13 protein-coding genes are annotated in these 14,673 nt (G+C 72.4%); 7 read left to right on the top strand and 6 right to left on the bottom strand.

The annotated features are described in order from the left end of the window. The first annotated feature begins 7 nt into the window (after positions 1 to 7). Complete coding sequence (locus Bra3105_RS02065) at positions 8 to 442, top strand: RDD family protein (RefSeq protein ID WP_200500745.1); 435 nt, start codon at positions 8 to 10, stop codon at positions 440 to 442. Between the two features lie 413 nt (positions 443 to 855). Here Bra3105_RS02065 and Bra3105_RS02070 read toward each other — a convergent pair whose 3' ends face one another. The 3 genes from Bra3105_RS02070 to lipB form a co-directional block, all read right to left on the bottom strand. Next, entirely contained in the window at positions 856 to 1,590 is a 735-nt protein-coding gene (locus Bra3105_RS02070; RefSeq protein WP_228358403.1) for a DUF4191 domain-containing protein, read from the bottom strand. 20 nt (positions 1,591 to 1,610) lie between these two features. Continuing rightward, on the bottom strand, positions 1,611 to 2,633 hold the full coding sequence (gene lipA / locus Bra3105_RS02075) for a lipoyl synthase (RefSeq protein WP_200500743.1): 1,023 nt from the start codon (positions 2,631 to 2,633) through the stop codon (positions 1,611 to 1,613). 61 nt (positions 2,634 to 2,694) lie between these two features. Further along, the gene (gene lipB / locus Bra3105_RS02080) at positions 2,695 to 3,393 is read right to left on the bottom strand and encodes a lipoyl(octanoyl) transferase LipB (protein WP_228358404.1); all 699 of its coding nucleotides are present in this window, start codon (positions 3,391 to 3,393) and stop codon (positions 2,695 to 2,697) included. Between the two features lie 147 nt (positions 3,394 to 3,540). On the opposite strand from lipB, the gene Bra3105_RS02085 reads away from it, so the two are divergent. Further along, positions 3,541 to 5,022, top strand: coding sequence for a hypothetical protein (locus tag Bra3105_RS02085; RefSeq protein ID WP_228358405.1), 1,482 nt, complete (start codon positions 3,541 to 3,543; stop codon positions 5,020 to 5,022). Positions 5,023 to 5,159: 137 nt separating this feature from the next. On the opposite strand, the gene sucB is transcribed toward Bra3105_RS02085, so the two are convergent. The 3 genes from sucB to Bra3105_RS02100 form a co-directional block, all read right to left on the bottom strand. Continuing rightward, positions 5,160 to 6,998 carry a 2-oxoglutarate dehydrogenase, E2 component, dihydrolipoamide succinyltransferase gene (sucB, locus tag Bra3105_RS02090; RefSeq protein ID WP_228358406.1) on the bottom strand — a complete coding sequence of 613 codons (1,839 nt, stop codon included), beginning with the start codon at positions 6,996 to 6,998 and terminating at the stop codon, positions 5,160 to 5,162. Between the two features lie 23 nt (positions 6,999 to 7,021). Beyond that, positions 7,022 to 8,425 carry a dihydrolipoyl dehydrogenase gene (gene lpdA / locus Bra3105_RS02095; RefSeq protein WP_200500739.1) on the bottom strand — a complete coding sequence of 468 codons (1,404 nt, stop codon included), beginning with the start codon at positions 8,423 to 8,425 and terminating at the stop codon, positions 7,022 to 7,024. 195 nt (positions 8,426 to 8,620) lie between these two features. Further along, entirely contained in the window at positions 8,621 to 10,090 is a 1,470-nt protein-coding gene (locus tag Bra3105_RS02100; protein WP_228358407.1) for a leucyl aminopeptidase, read from the bottom strand. Between the two features lie 110 nt (positions 10,091 to 10,200). Here Bra3105_RS02100 and Bra3105_RS02105 point away from each other — a divergent pair, with 110 nt between their 5' ends. The 5 genes from Bra3105_RS02105 (at position 10,201) to rpsD (ending at position 14,519) form a co-directional block, all read left to right on the top strand. Then, the gene (locus tag Bra3105_RS02105; protein WP_228358408.1) at positions 10,201 to 10,563 is read left to right on the top strand and encodes a hypothetical protein; all 363 of its coding nucleotides are present in this window, start codon (positions 10,201 to 10,203) and stop codon (positions 10,561 to 10,563) included. Further along, the gene (locus Bra3105_RS02110) at positions 10,560 to 11,114 is read left to right on the top strand and encodes a hypothetical protein (protein WP_228358409.1); all 555 of its coding nucleotides are present in this window, start codon (positions 10,560 to 10,562) and stop codon (positions 11,112 to 11,114) included. Before Bra3105_RS02105 ends, Bra3105_RS02110 begins: the two co-directional genes overlap by 4 nt. A 71-nt stretch (positions 11,115 to 11,185) precedes the next feature. Beyond that, complete coding sequence (locus Bra3105_RS02115; protein WP_267062404.1) at positions 11,186 to 12,283, top strand: quinone-dependent dihydroorotate dehydrogenase; 1,098 nt, start codon at positions 11,186 to 11,188, stop codon at positions 12,281 to 12,283. A 101-nt stretch (positions 12,284 to 12,384) separates the two neighbouring features. Next, on the top strand, positions 12,385 to 13,761 hold the full coding sequence (locus Bra3105_RS02120; protein ID WP_228358411.1) for a replication-associated recombination protein A: 1,377 nt from the start codon (positions 12,385 to 12,387) through the stop codon (positions 13,759 to 13,761). A gap of 131 nt (positions 13,762 to 13,892) precedes the next feature. Continuing rightward, on the top strand, positions 13,893 to 14,519 hold the full coding sequence (gene rpsD / locus Bra3105_RS02125) for a 30S ribosomal protein S4 (protein WP_228358412.1): 627 nt from the start codon (positions 13,893 to 13,895) through the stop codon (positions 14,517 to 14,519). Positions 14,520 to 14,673 lie beyond the last annotated feature (154 nt).

Below are 14,673 nucleotides of genomic sequence, written 5' to 3' on the forward strand. Positions count from 1 at the left end.
TGGAGCGGTGATCGACCGCAAGGATCTGGGCGCCTGGCTCGAGGGCCCGCCCGTGGACGAGGAGTACGTGCCCGGATCGCGTCTCGGCCTGCCCGCCGAGGGGTCCGGATCCGTGGCCCCGTTCGGGCGCCGCGTGCTCTCCCTGCTCATCGACTGGGGGCTGTGCCTGCTCGTCTCGCAACTCGCCGCGAAGGGCGATCCGATGGCGACGCTGGCGCTCTTCGCCGCGGAGAACATCGTGCTCATCAGCCTTTTCGGTCTCACGATCGGCCAGTTCGCGATGCGCCTGCGCGTCGCCCCCGTCTCCGGGCGGATGCCCATCCTGGTGCGCGCCGTGCTGCGCACCGCGCTCCTGCTGCTCGTCGTCCCGGGGATCATCTGGAACCGCGACCGCCAGCCCCTCCACGACGTCGCCGCGGCGACCGCCGTGGTCCGCATCTGAGGCCGTCGTCCGTATCTGAGAAGGCCCGCGGGGGAAGCCCTCGGTCGCACGATCCGGGCGCGCCCCGCCGCCCGCGCCCCGAACTCGTCCCCATCCGTGACGGGCTCACCTCGTCCTCCCGAGCAGCCCGGATCCGAGCCTTTCCTCGACCCCCATGAGGGCTCTCTGACCTGCGGCTCCATTGAGGTCACGTTTGGGTAACGAATATTACGGAATGGTCACGGCTTTGCTCTCGGTCCCTGGCGGCATGCGGTCGGCGCGCGGCGGGAGCCGGGGTCGGAATCGGCGGCAGCGGCCCCGGGCGCACATGCGAGCGCCCCCGCCGTCCGGGCCGATCGGGTCGGCAGGACGGCGGGGGCGCCGGGTGCATCGTGCGCGGGGGGGGGACCCGAGGATCCCCCCGGGAAACCGGCTCAGCGGCCTCCGCGCATCATGGCCTTCTTGCTCACGCCGCGGGTGCGCGTGGGATCGATGCCCTTGGGGACCGCGGTGCGCAGTGACGGCGTGAGCGCCGCGAGGCGCTTGCCCACGGCTGCCGACTCGTCCTTGGTGAGCGTCTTCTTCATGCGCGTCATGTAGGAGGGGAGCTTGTGCAGCGGGGTCTGGTCCTCGCCGTCGCCCACGACGATCCGATGGATCGGGATCGGCTCGTTGTTCAGCACGCGCTTGACCCGTCGGGTCTCCTTGTCGAGCATCTTCATCGAGGGGCCGGTGCCGTCCTCGGCGACGATCGCGACGCCCGCGCGGCCCGAGGCGCGGAAGATCATCTTCTGCGAGCGCGGATCCATCTGCACCGGCTCCTCGTCGACGTTCCAGCCGCGGCGGATGGACTGCATGGCCGCGAGCGGGGCGCCGGACTGGCCCTTGATCCTGTTGAACGCGGCGGACTCCGCCTTGCGCGCGAGGATGAACATCGCGGCGAGCAGGCCCACGGCGATGCCCAGGAAGATGCCGTACCAGATCATGCCCAGGATGACCTTGCTGAGGATCGTCAGCACGAGGATCGAGACGACCAGCGCGCCGATCATCCAGGGCAGGGTCGAGCGGTCGGCCTCCTGGGTGACCTTGAAGACCTCCACCATCTGCTTGATGCGGCCCTGCTTCTTGGGCTTCGCCGCGGTGGCATCCGTGTCCTTGGTGCGTGCCATGGTTCTTCCTAAATGAGGTGTCAGCCCGCCTGCGCGGCGGACATGCGAGCGACCACGCTCGCCGCCTCCTGCCGGGCGGGGGTGTCCTGGTCGAGGTGCCGGAGGTTCTCGGGGATCTCGCGGCCGAGCTTCTTCATCGCCTGCGCCCACAGTCGGCCCGAGCGGTACGAGGAGCGGACCATCGGTCCCGCCATGACGCCGAGGAAACCCATGTCCTCGGCGATCTCGGACAGCTCGACGAACTCCTGGGGCTTGAGCCAGCGATCGATGGGGTGGTGCAGCTTCGAGGGACGCAGGTACTGCGTGATCGTGATGATGTCGCAGCCGGCGTCGTGCAGGCTCTGCAGGGAGTCGATGACCTCGTCGGGCGTCTCGCCCATGCCGAGGATCAGGTTCGACTTCGTGATCATGCCGGCCGACTTCGCCATCGAGAGCACCGAGAGACTGCGCTCGTATCGGAAGGCGGGGCGGATCTGCTTGAAGATCCGCGGCACGGTCTCGAGGTTGTGCGCGAAGACCTCGGGGCGCGCGTCGAAGACCTGCTGCAGCGCCGTGTCCGAGCCCTTGATGTCGTCGATGAGGAGCTCGACCCCGCAGCCGGGGTTCAGCGCGTGCACCTGCTTGCAGGTCTCGGCGAACAGCCCGGCGGCGCCGTCGGGCAGGTCATCGCGGGCCACACCCGTGATCGTCGAGTAGCGCAGGCCCATCTCCTTGACGGACTCGGCGACCTTGAAGGGCTCCATCGGATCCAGCGGATCGGGCTTGCCGGTCGCGATGTCGCAGAAGTCGCAGCGCCTCGTGCAGCGATCACCTCCGATGAGGAACGAGGCCTCGCGGTCCTCCCAGCACTCGAAGATGTTGGGGCAGCCCGCCTCCTCGCACACGGTGTGCAGGCCGCGGCCGTGCACCCGCTTCTTCATGGCGGTGTACTCCGGGCCCATCACGGCGCGGGTCTTGATCCACTCGGGCTTGCGCTCGATGGGGGTCTCGGCATTGCGAGCCTCGACGCGGAGCATTCGGCGTCCCTCGGGAGCGATCGTCACGCGTTCCTCCTCCGTTCGCGGTGTCGGTTCAGTCTAGTGGCGCACGCGCCGCGCGGCCGCGTCAGCGTGAGCGCGGCGACGTGCGCTCCGCCACGAGATCGGTCATGGCGCCCTCGGCGACGTCGATGACCTCGGCGACCGGCACCCTCCGGCCGAGCTCCGCACTCAGGCTCGTCACCCCCGCGTCGTCGATCCCGCAGGGGATGACGTTCTCGGCCCAGGTGAGGTCGTTCGCGCAGTTCAGGGCGAAGCCGTGCATCGTGGTGCGCTTGGAGACGCGCATGCCGATCGCCGCGAGCTTGCGGTCCTCCTCGCCCTCGCGCACCACCCAGACGCCGCTGCGGCCCTCGACCGGCTCCGTCTCGAGCGAGAAGGTCGACGCCACGCCGATGAGGGCCTGCTCGAGCGCCCTCACGAAGCCGACGACGTCGATCGGCGCGGGGAGCGTGACGATCGGGTATCCGACGAGCTGCTGGGGCCCGTGCCAGGTGATCTTGCCGCCGCGATCGATGTCGACCACGGGGGCGCCGTCGCGGGGGCGCTCGTTCTCGGCGGTGAGCTTGCCCGCGGTGAAGACGCTCTGGTGCTCGAGCAGGATCAGCGAGTTCGGCCGACGGCCGGCGACGACGTCGGCGTGGACCTGCCTCTGCACGTCCCAGGCGGCGTGGTACTCGACGGGGCCCGGCGGGAGCCCGAACTCCTCGTGCTGGTCCCCTCCGGGGAGGTCTTCGCTGAAACCGAGGCGGATGACGTCAAGCACGCCCTCCAGCCTACCGCCGCGGGCCCCGTCGGACCGACGCGTCCAGGGCCCTTCCGCGCGGGCGTCGAGGCGCCAGGCCCCGGCCCGCTGCCTGCGGATTGTGGATGACGAGGAGGGGACGACCGGACGCAGGTGTTCACTGTGCCCATGACTGCGCATGAGGAGCCCGCGACCGGAGGCGAGGAGCCGGCAGAGTCCGTGCTGGCCGTCGTCTCCTCGCACGGCGACCAGGAGGTGCTGCTGGTCGAGCGGGAGGGGCGGCGCATGTGCCGGGTGCGCGCCACGACGCGCGAGGAGAGGACGCGTCTGCGGGACGTCGCACGCCTTCTGACCGCTCTCGGTGGGGACGGGGTGCGGGCGGCTCCGCGTCTGCTCGGCGAGGACGCGGCCGGGCTGCTCCTGGAGCCGCACGCTCCGCTGCGGCTCGGCGGAGGACGGCGCCGGGCCCAGCCGGAGGAGGCGACACCGCCCACGCTCGAGCGCCATGCGCTGCACGATGCGCGCGAGGATCTCGAGGCCCTCGTGAGCGCTCTGCACGCGCGCGGCTGGGTCGTCGGCCTCGCGCCCGGCGCAGGACTGGGGGCGAGGCCCGACGGCACGGTGGTGATCTCGGATCTCCGATCCCTCCGATCGGACGGATCGGTGGGCGCCCGGATGCAGGATCAGCACTGGCTCGATTCCGTGCTCGAGGACCAGGGGCGCACGCTGCGCCGGCGGCTCGACACGCTTCCGGGACTCCCGTCGGCGCCGACGCCGGGGAAGGCCGCCTCTGCTGCGCCGGCTCCCTCCTCTCCGTCGGTCCCGCTCGCCGCCCCGCCCCCTGCGTGGTCCGAGGGGTGGCGGGCGCGCCTCGCGCGCGGCACGGACCCGACGGAGGCGCTCGCGTCCGACGAGGGGATCCTCGGCGCCGAGGCCCTTGAGCATGCGTCTCGGAGGCTCTCCGCGAGATCCGCACGAGGGCGGCGTCCCGCACGCGGGCGGGGCGGGTTCACCCGGCATCGGGGCCCGCGCTGGTCGGTCCCTCGACTCCCTCGTCGCGGCATGGTGCTGGCGGCCGCGGCCACGGTGCTCGTGCTCGGCGGCGGCGCGGCTGCAGTCGGAGCCGCCCTGGTGCACCGCGAGGCACCGACACCGGTCGCGACCGGGACGCCGCCCGAGACCCTGACGCCCACGGACGTGGCGCCCTCCGACGGTGCGCCCTACGAGACGGCGTCGTCCCCCTCCGCGGACGCACCCGCCGCGGCGTGGGCCGTGATCGAGGACCCCAGGGCCCTCGTGCAGGAGCTCGCGCTCGGCCGCCACCACTACGTGACGGGACGGACGGAGACGACCGTGTGCGCCCAGGGCAGTCCCGCCGCCGCGCAGGACGATGCCCTCCGCGACGCCTACCAGGACGTCGAGGTCGAGGGAGAAGGACCGGTGGTGACGAGCGCGCAGATCGAGCAGCTCGACGAGCAGGGCGGGACCGCCCGCGTCCGCGCCGCGCTCGACCAGGGCGAGCTTCGACTCACCACGAGCGACGGCGCGATCGTGGTCCGCCCCGCGGCGGGGGAGCAGGAGGTCCTCCTCGACCTCATCCGCGAGGACGGCAGCTGGCGGGTGCGCGCCGCGAGCGCCGTCGAGGCGTAGCCCCGGACCGCCCCGAGGGAGGGGTGGGGTGCCCCGGACGCACGGGAGCCCGGCACCGATCACGGTGCCGGGCTCCCGCGGTGCGGATCCGCTGCGGCGGATCAGCCGCAGCGGATCAGCCGCAGCGGATCAGACCGTCACAGGCCGAGCTCCGAGCCGAAGGCCCCGCCCTCGAGGCGCTGCTTCATGAAGGTCAGGAAGCGCGCGGCGTCCCCGCCGTCGATCAGGCGGTGGTCGTAGGAGAGGAACAGGTACATCATCGAGCGGACGGCGATGACCTCGTCGCCCTCCTCGGTGGTGATCACCGCGGGGCGCTTGACGATGGTGCCGCAGCCCAGGATGCCGACCTGCGGGTTCGGCACGATCGGGGTGTCGAACAGGGCGCCGCCGGAGCCGGTGTTCGTGATCGTGAAGGTCGCGCCCTGCAGATCGTCCGGGCCGAGCTTGTTGCCCTTGGCCTTCGCGCCGAGCTCGCCGATCTGGCGGGCGAGCCCCGCGAGGTTCAGGTCGCCGGCGTTCTTGATGACCGGGACCACGAGTCCGCGATCGGTGTCCGCGGCCATGCCGATGTTCTCGGAGCCGTGGTACTTGATGACGTCGCCGTCGATCTCCGCGTTCAGCTTCGGGTACGTCTTCAGCGCCTCGACGGCCGCCTGCATGATGAAGGGCAGGAAGGTCAGCTTGGCGCCCTCGCGCTGGGCGAAGGAGTCCTTGGCCTGCGTGCGCAGCTTCGCGATGCGGGTCATGTCGACCTCGACCGCCGTGGTCAGCTGCGCCTGCGTCTGCAGGGACTCGACCATCCGCGAGGCGACGATCTTGCGCAGGCGCGACATCTTCTCCTCGGTGCCGCGCAGCGGGGAGACCTCGACCTTGGGAGCCTGACCGGACGGAGCCGCCGACGCCGGAGCAGCGGCGGGCGCCGCGGCCGGGGCGGAGGCCGCCTTCTGCGCATCGATCGCCTTCTGGACGTCCTGCTTGCGGATGCGGCCGCCCAGACCGGAACCGGTCACGGTCGACAGGTCGACGCCGGCATCGGCCGCCATCTTCCGCACGAGGGGCGTCACGTACCCGGAGGCCTCGGCACCGGAGACGGCATCAGCGGCCTTCGGGGCCGGGCTCGAGGACGCGGCGGGCGCGGCGGCGGGTGCCGGAGCGGGCTCGGGAGCCTTCTCCGCGGGCTTCGACTCCGCCGTCTCCGCGGGCTTCGGCTCGGTCTTCTCCGCCGGCTTCTCCTCGGCCTTCGGAGCCGGCTCCTCCTGGGGAGCGGCTGCCGGGGCGGCCGGGGCGGAGGAGGCGCCGGAGGAGTCGCCGATGACGGCGATCACGGAGCCGACCTCGGCGTCCTCGTCCTCCTGGACGCGGATCTCGAGCAGCGTGCCGCCGACGGGCGAGGGGATCTCGGTGTCGACCTTGTCGGTCGAGACCTCGAGCAGCGGCTCGTCCTCGTCGACGCTGTCGCCGACCGCCTTGAGCCAGCGGGTCACCGTGCCCTCGGTGACGGACTCGCCGAGCGCGGGCATGGAGACCTCGGTGCCGCTCGCGGAGCCGCCGGCCGGGGCCTGATCCGCCGATCCCTCGTCCTGCGTGGACTCGGAGTCGCCGGAGGAGGCGGGCTGCTCAGAGGCGGACTGCTCGGTCGAGGGGGCGGCGGTCTCGTCGGAGGCGAGGTCCTCGCCACCGTCCTGCGACGCGTCCTCGCTCGCACCCGAGTCCCCGGAGTCGGAGTCCCCGGAGCCCGAGTCGTCGCCGATCAGGACGAGATCGGCGCCGACCTCGGCGTCCTCGTCCTCCTCGACCAGGATCTTCTCGATGGTCCCGGCGACGGGGGAGGGGATCTCGGTGTCGACCTTGTCGGTCGAGACCTCGAGCAGGGGCTCGTCGACCTCGACGGTGTCACCGACGGACTTGAGCCACCGGGTGACGGTGCCCTCGGTGACGGACTCGCCGAGTGCCGGCATCTTCACGGTTTCGGACATGTTCTTCTCCTCCTGGGGGCGGCTCAGGCGTGGGCGTGCAGAGGCTTGCCGGCGAGCGCGAGATGCGCCTCGCCCAGGGCCTCGTTCTGCGTCGGGTGGGCGTGGATGAGGGAGGCGACGTCCTCGGGGTAGGCCTCCCAGTTGACGATGAGCTGCGCCTCACCGATCTGCTCGGACATGTTGGTGCCGATCATGTGGACGCCCACGACCGGGCCGTCCTTCTCCCGGACGAGCTTGACGAAGCCCGTGGTGCCCAGGATCTGGGACTTGCCGTTGCCGCCGAGACCGTACTCGTAGGTCTCGACGCCCTCGTCGCCGAACTGCTCCTTGGCCTGCTTCTCGGTGAGGCCGACGGACCCCAGCTGCGGCTCGCAGTAGGTCACGCGCGGGATGCCGGACTCGATGATCGGGGCGGGGTTCAGGCCGGCGATGCGCTCGGCCACGAAGATGCCCTGCTGGAAGCCGCGGTGGGCGAGCTGGAGGCCGGGCACGATGTCGCCGACGGCGTAGACGCCGGGGACGTTCGTCTCGAGGGTCTCCTTGTTCGCGAGCACGAAGCCGCGGTCCATCTCGATGCCCTGCTCCTCGTAGCCGAGGTCCTTGGTGCTGGGGCCGCGGCCGACGGCCACCAGGAGGTAGTCGCCCTCGTAGACGGTGCCGTCCGCCAGGGACACCTTCACGCCGGTGTCGGTCTGCTCGCACTTCTCGAAGAAGATGCCGAGGGAGAAGGCGATGCCGCGCTTCTTGAAGGCGCGCTCGAGGGCCTTGGAGAGCGACTCGTCCTCGTTCGCCGCGAGGTGGGGGAGGCCCTCCACGATCGTCACGGACTCGGCCCCGAGGGACTTCCACACCGAGGCGAACTCGACGCCGATCACGCCACCGCCCAGGATGATGGGGTTCTTCGGGATCTCGGGCAGCTGCAGCGCCGCCTCGGAGTCCAGCACGCGGCCGCCGAGCTCGAGGCCGGGCAGCGACTTCGAGTAGGATCCGGAGGCGAGCACGATGTTCTCGCCGGTCAGGGTGCGGGTGCCGTTCTCGGTCTCGACCGTGATGGTCTTCGGGCCGGTGAGGCGGCCGAAGCCCTCGACGTACTCGACCTTGCGGCTCTTCACGAGGCCCTGGAGGCCCTTGTACAGGCGGCCGATGACCTTGTCCTTGAAGCCGAGCATCTGCGGGACGTCCACGCCCTTGACGTCGATGTCGAGGCCGAAGGTGCCGCCCTCCTTGGCGTTGTCGGCGACCTCGCCGACGTGCAGGAGGGCCTTGGTGGGCACGCAGCCGCGGTGCAGGCAGGTGCCGCCGAGCTTGTCCTTCTCGACGAGCGCGACGCTCTTTCCGAGCTCCGCGCCGCGCAGCGCGGCCGCGTAGCCGCCGCTGCCGCCTCCGAGGATGACGATGTCGAACTGGTCAGTGGGTGATTCCGTCACCGGTGAGCTCCCTCGGGTCGTCCGAACCGGCACAGGCCGTGGCGGCCGTGCCCATACCCCACCATGCTAGGCCACCCCACAGCCCGGGGTGGGCAGGAATCGGCGGCCGAGCACGGTGGGGTCGGGCACGTCTCACCGGCACCGGGCGCCGCCCCGGCGCCGGATGCGCCGGGGCGGGGTCAGCCGGGCCGGGGATCAGCGGGCGCGCGCCTCGAGCACCGCGAGCACGGTCCGCACGCTCATGCCGGTCGCGCCCTTGCCCATGTACCCCTGCGGGGAGTCGGCGAAGCCGGGGCCGGCGATGTCCAGGTGGGCCCACGGCGTGCCGCCCACGAACTCCCGCAGGAAGATCCCCGCGGTGAGCGCGCCGCCGGCGCGGCCGGCACCGATGTTGCGGAGGTCGGCGACGCGGCCGTCGATCCCCGCTCGCAGCTCCTCGGGGAAGGGCAGCGGCCAGAACGGCTCGCCGGCGGCGTCGGCGGCGGCGAGCACCTCCGTGCGCGCCTCGTCCGTGCCCATGACGGCGGCGGTGCGGTCGCCGAGCGCGACCACGGCCGCGCCCGTGAGGGTGGCGACGTCCATCACCAGGTCGGGCTGCTCGGCGACGGCGTCGACGAGGGCGTCGGCCATCACCATGCGGCCCTCGGCGTCGGTGTTGAGGACCTCGACGGTGCGGCCGTTGCGCATGGTCACCACGTCGCCGGGGCGCTGGGCGCCGCCGCCGGGCATGTTCTCGGCGATGGCGAGGAAGGCCGTGACCTTCACGGGCAGGTTCAGGCGCGCCGCGCCGACGGCGGCGGCGAGGACAGTCGCCGCGCCGGTCATGTCGGACGTCATGTCGTCCATCCCGGGACCGGGCTTCAGCGAGATGCCGCCGGTGTCGAAGGTGATGCCCTTGCCCACGAGCGCCACGTGGCCCGTCGCCCCCTCGGGTGCGTACCGGACGCGCACGAGCCGCGGCGGGCGGGCCGAGCCCTGGCCCACGCCGACGATGCCGCCGTAGCCGCCGGCGGCGAGCTGCTCCTCGTCGAGCACCGTGACCTCGAGCGGGAGCCCGTCGGCGATCTCGCCCACCCGCTGCGCGAAGGACTCGGGGTAGAGCAGGTTCGGGGGAGTGTTGACGAGGTCGCGGGTCACGTTGACCACGTCGGCGAGGATCCCGGCGCGCTCGGAGGCGGCCACGGCGCCGTCTCCGGTCGTGCTCTCGTCGGCGACGAGCACGATCTCCTGCAGGGGCGCGGTCGCCGAGGACGCGTCCGACTTGTGCGCGGTGAAGGAGTAGGCGCCGAGGGCCGCTCCCTCGGCAGCGGCGGCGAGCTGCTCGCCCGTCCCGCCCGGCACGGCCACGGCCGCGCTGCCCACGCCGGTCAGCGAGCGGGTCGCGCCGCCGAGGGCGCGCCGCAGGACCACGGCGTCGGCGTCATCGAGGCTGCGCCGGCCCAGGCCCGCGAGGAGCACCGTGGAGGCGGTGACGCCCTCGGGGGCGGGAAGTCGGGTGAGCTCGTCCTGCGCGCCGGAGGCGCCGACGGCGGCGAGCACGGGGGAGAGCTCGGGGAGACCGAGGACGGCAGGGCCCGCGCCCTCCTCTCCCGAGAGGACGGGGAGGATCAGGACGTCGGCCGTGACGGACTGAACTGTGCTGGGGGATGTGGTGATGGAGACCATTCCTCTATCGTATGCGGAGGTCCGCGGCCCTTCGACCGGTCGGCGCCCGGACCTCGTATCCGTCGGCGGCAGGCGATCGCGCACCATGCGATCGCGGAACAGGAGTGGGCGTGGGCGTGCTCGCCGTCGCGGTGTACGCGCTCTCCGGCCTCACCGCCGCGCTGGCCCTGCTGTACGTCGCCAAGTCGCTCGCCGCGGACTTCCTGCTGCTCGCCGGCCCCGCCGAGATCATGCTCGTCTGGTTGATCGAGGGTCTGGTGTGGGCCTACCAGGACATGACGGTCGGCCCCGCGCCGGATCGGATCACCCTGTACGGCTACCTGCTGACCGGTCTCGTGATGCCGCTGGGTGCCGCCTGGCTGGGAGCGACCGAGCGCACCCGCTGGGGCAGCGCCGGGATCGCCCTGGCCGCGATCACCCAGCTCGTCCTGCAGATGCGTCTGCCCCAGATCTGGCCCGGAGGCCCCGCATGAGTTCCGATCCCACGTCCACCGGACCCACGTCCGCCGCCCCCGACCCCGCCGGCAGCGCGCCCGGCGCGGGACCGGAGAGCCCAGCCCCGTCCCGCCGGGACGCCGTCGACCCCACGGGGTCGGTGCGCCGGCGCGAACGGGGCTTCGCGACGCTGCTCATCGTCGTCTACGGGATCCTCGCCCTCGCGGCGACCGGCCGCGCGACCTACGAGCTCGCCACGAAGTTCACCGAGGCGCCCCTGCCGTACGCCCTCTCGCTGGTCTCGGCCCTCACGTACGTCGTGGTGACAGTGCTTCTGGTCCGACGGGCCGCGCGCTCCCGCGCCGCGCTCTGGGTGTGCGGGATCGAGCTGGTCGGCATCCTCGTGGTCGGCTCGCTGACGACCTTCGCCCCGGGCCTCTTCGAGGTCTCGACGGTCTGGTCGCACTTCGGATCGGGCTACGGGTTCGTGCCGCTGCTGCTGCCGGTGGTCGCGATCGTCTACCTACTCGTGCACCGCCGCGCCGCCGCGCGCGGGACGTCCGACGCAGGACGTACGGTGAGCGCGTGACCTCCTCGACCCCGGACCCCCGCTCTCGCACGTCGGCCCGCCCCGTCCCGGCCGGCACGCCGCCCCGCGCCGTGCGCCCCTACGCGGTGCTCTTCGACCACGTGCTGACGCGCATGGACCCCGAGCGCGCGCACCGCCTCACCGTGCAGGCGCTGCGGCTCGCGCAGGCGATCCCCGGCGGCCATCTCGCGCTGCGCACCCTGTTCGGGACCCCGCGCCCCCTGGGACGCGGTCACGCCCCCGTGCACGCGCTCGGCCACGAGCACCCGACGCCCTTCGGGCTCGCCGCGGGCTTCGACAAGGATGCCGAGGTCCCGCTCGGCCTGCTGGACCTGGGCTTCGGGCACGTCGAGGTCGGCACCGTCACGGCGAAGCCGCAGCCGGGCAATCCGCGCCCGCGCTCCTTCCGCCTGCTCGCGGACCGCGCGCTGGTCAACCGCATGGGATTCAACAACCACGGGGCGGCAGCCGCCGCCAAGCGCCTCGCCCTGGTGCGCCGCACGGAGCGCGGGCAGCGCGCCGTGATCGGCGTGAACATCGGCAAGACCAAGGCGACGCTGCTCGCCGACGCGGCAGAGGACTACCGCTTCAGCGCCCGCACCCTCGCGCCCTACGCCTCGTACCTCGCGATCAACGTGTCCAGCCCCAACACGCCGGGGCTGCGCGACCTGCAGTCGACCGATGCGCTGCGCCCGATCCTCGCCGCGGTGCTCGAGGAGGCCGGCGCCGTGGGCTCGCGGCTCGGCCGGGACGTGCCCGTGCTCGTGAAGATCGCCCCCGATCTGCACGACGAGGACGTGCGCGCCGTCGCCGCCCTCGCGCGGGACCTGGGCCTCGCGGGCGTGATCGCGACCAACACGACCATCGACCGGCCTCGGGACCTGCGCACGGCCCGTCACCGGATCGAGCGCATCGGCGCCGGGGGGCTCTCGGGGCCCGTCCTCGCCCACCGCTCGCGGGAGGTCCTCACGATCCTCCGCGAGCAGCTGCCCGAGGAGATGACGATCATCAGCTGCGGAGGCGTCGTCACCGCCGAGGATGTCCAGGAGCGGCTCGACGCCGGCGCCGACCTGGTCCAGGGCTACACGTCCCTCATCTACGAGGGCCCGGCCTGGCCCGGGCGGATCGGCCGCGCACTCGGACGCGGGCGCCGGGGCCGCCGCGCCTGACCCCTCGGCGCTCGACGGCCGAGGCACGACGATCGACCCCCGACGGCCGAAGCCCTGCAGCGCGGAGCAGACCAGCATCCTGGAGAGAAGGGAGCGGAGCGATGGAGGAGGACCTCTTCACGCTCTCGGGCGATGCGCCCGCACCGCGCACGCTCTCCGAGGGCAACCGGGACCACCGCGCACCGCTCGCCGTGCGCATGCGCCCGCGCAGCCTCGAGGAGGTCGTGGGACAGCACAAGGTGCTCGATCCCGGCAGTCCGCTTCGGCGGCTCGTCGCGGCCGACGACGCCCGCACAGCCCCCGCCTCGGTGATCCTCTGGGGGCCGCCCGGCACCGGCAAGACCACTCTCGCCTACGTCGTCGCGACCTCCGGCGACCGCGAGTTCGTCGAGGTCAGCGCCGTGCTCGCGGGCGTCAAAGAGCTCCGTGAGGTGATCGACCGGGCGCGCTCGCGCCTGCGCACCACGGGACGCGAGACCGTCCTGTTCGTCGACGAGGTGCACCGCTTCTCGAAGTCCCAGCAGGACGCCCTGCTCCCGAGCGTCGAGAACCGCTGGGTCACGCTCATCGCCGCGACCACGGAGAATCCCTTCTTCTCCGTGATCTCGCCGCTGCTGTCGCGCTCGATCGTGCTGACGCTCGAGTCGCTCGCGACGGAGGACCTCGAGGAGCTCGTAGAGCGCGCCCTCACCGACGAGCGCGGGCTCGGCGGCGAGATCACGCTGACCGACGAGGCCCGCTCGGCCCTGCTGCGCCTCGGCGGGGGCGACGCCCGCAAGATCCTCACCTCCCTGGAGGCGGCGGCCGGGGCGGCCCTCATGAAGGGCGCCCACGAGGTCGACGCCGACACCCTCGCCCAGGCGGTCGATCGCGCCGCCCTGCGCTACGACCGCGACGGCGACCAGCACTACGACGTCACCAGCGCCTTCATCAAGTCCATGCGCGGCTCGGACCCCGACGCCGCGCTGCACTACCTGGCACGGATGATCGAGGCGGGGGAGGACCCCCGCTTCATCGCCCGGCGGGTCGTGATCGCCGCGAGCGAGGAGGTCGGCATGGCCGACCCCCAGGCCCTGCAGGTCGCCGTCGCGGCGATGCAGGCGGTCCAGATGCTCGGCATGCCCGAGGGGCGCATCCCCCTCGCCCAGGCTGTCGTGCACATCGCGACCGCTCCGAAGTCCAACCGCTCCTACCAGGCGCTCGACGCCGCGATCGCCGACGTGCGGGCGGGGAAGGGCGCCTCGGTCCCCGCGCACCTGCGCGACGCCCACTACGGGGGAGCGAAGTCGCTGGGCCACGGCGAGGGCTACCGGTACGCGCACGACGCCCCGCACGGCGTGGCGCGTCAGCAGTACCTGCCCGACGACCTGGCCGACGCCCATTACTACGAGCCGACCGCGCGCGGGGCGGAGGGCCAGATCGCCCGCAGCCTCCCCGAGCTGCGACGCATCGTGCGCGGCGAGGAGCCCTCCTCGTGACCGACTCCACAGCTCTCAGGGCGTGACATCGGCGCAGGTGAGTTGAGGGCGGGTCGGGGCGCGGATAGACTCGGCTGCTGAATCCGCGGCTGCCTTACTGGATTCACACCACGCGAACAGAGGTATACCTCGTGACCAACGTCACCCGCGCGCGTCGCCAGGCGCGCCTGTCCCGAGCCCTCGGGCTCCCGCTGACCCCGAAGTCCGTCAAGTACTTCGAGAAGCGCCCGTACCCCCCGGGCGAGCACGGCCGTGCTCGCCGACGCACCGAGTCCGACTACGCGGTGCGTCTGAAGGAGAAGCAGCGTCTGCGCGCTCAGTACGCGCTGCGCGAGAAGCAGCTGCACCGCATCTACCTCGATGCGCGCAAGGAGGCCGGTCTGACCGGTGAGAGCATGGTCGAGCTGCTCGAGATGCGCCTGGACGCGCTCGTCCTGCGCTCCGGCTTCGCCCGCACCATCCTGCAGGCCCGCCAGGCAGTCACCCACCGTCACATCCTCGTGGACGGCAAGATCGTGGACCGCCCCTCCTACCGCGTGAAGGTCGGGCAGACCATCCAGGTCAAGCCGCGCTCGCAGGCCGTCGAGGGCTTCCAGATCGCCGCCGAGGGGGGCAACAGCGACGTCCTCGCCACGACGCCCTCCTACCTGTCGGTCGAGCTGGACCAGCTCAAGTCGAAGCTCGTGGCGCGCCCCAAGCGCTCCGAGGTCCCCGTGACCTGCGAGGTCCAGATGGTCGTCGAGTACTACGCTCGCTGACCCTTCGCGACGACGTCGTCCCGGGCGGGCCCAGGCCCGCCCGGAACGTGCCCCGGCAGGTGTGCTTCACGTACCCTGACCGGGGCTTCGTCGTCCTCGGGCAGACTCCCGACGATCCTGCCCGCGCGACATCCCGCGCCCCACGCCCATCCCG

The sequence above is a fragment of the Brachybacterium halotolerans subsp. kimchii genome (assembly GCF_020792675.1).
In the GTDB taxonomy this organism is placed as follows: domain Bacteria; phylum Actinomycetota; class Actinomycetes; order Actinomycetales; family Dermabacteraceae; genus Brachybacterium; species Brachybacterium halotolerans.

Bases quoted from the DNA above. Each gene is read 5' to 3' on its own strand.
- Bra3105_RS02070 (WP_228358403.1), bottom strand. From the start codon at position 1,590: ATGGCACGCACCAAGGACACGGATGCCACCGCGGCGAAGCCCAAGAAG.
- Bra3105_RS02085 (WP_228358405.1), top strand. From the start codon at position 3,541: ATGACTGCGCATGAGGAGCCCGCGACCGGAGGCGAGGAGCCGGCAGAG.
- sucB (WP_228358406.1), bottom strand. From the start codon at position 6,998: ATGTCCGAAACCGTGAAGATGCCGGCACTCGGCGAGTCCGTCACCGAG.
- Bra3105_RS02100 (WP_228358407.1), bottom strand. From the start codon at position 10,090: ATGGTCTCCATCACCACATCCCCCAGCACAGTTCAGTCCGTCACGGCC.
- Bra3105_RS02110 (WP_228358409.1), top strand. From the start codon at position 10,560: ATGAGTTCCGATCCCACGTCCACCGGACCCACGTCCGCCGCCCCCGAC.
- Bra3105_RS02120 (WP_228358411.1), top strand. From the start codon at position 12,385: ATGGAGGAGGACCTCTTCACGCTCTCGGGCGATGCGCCCGCACCGCGC.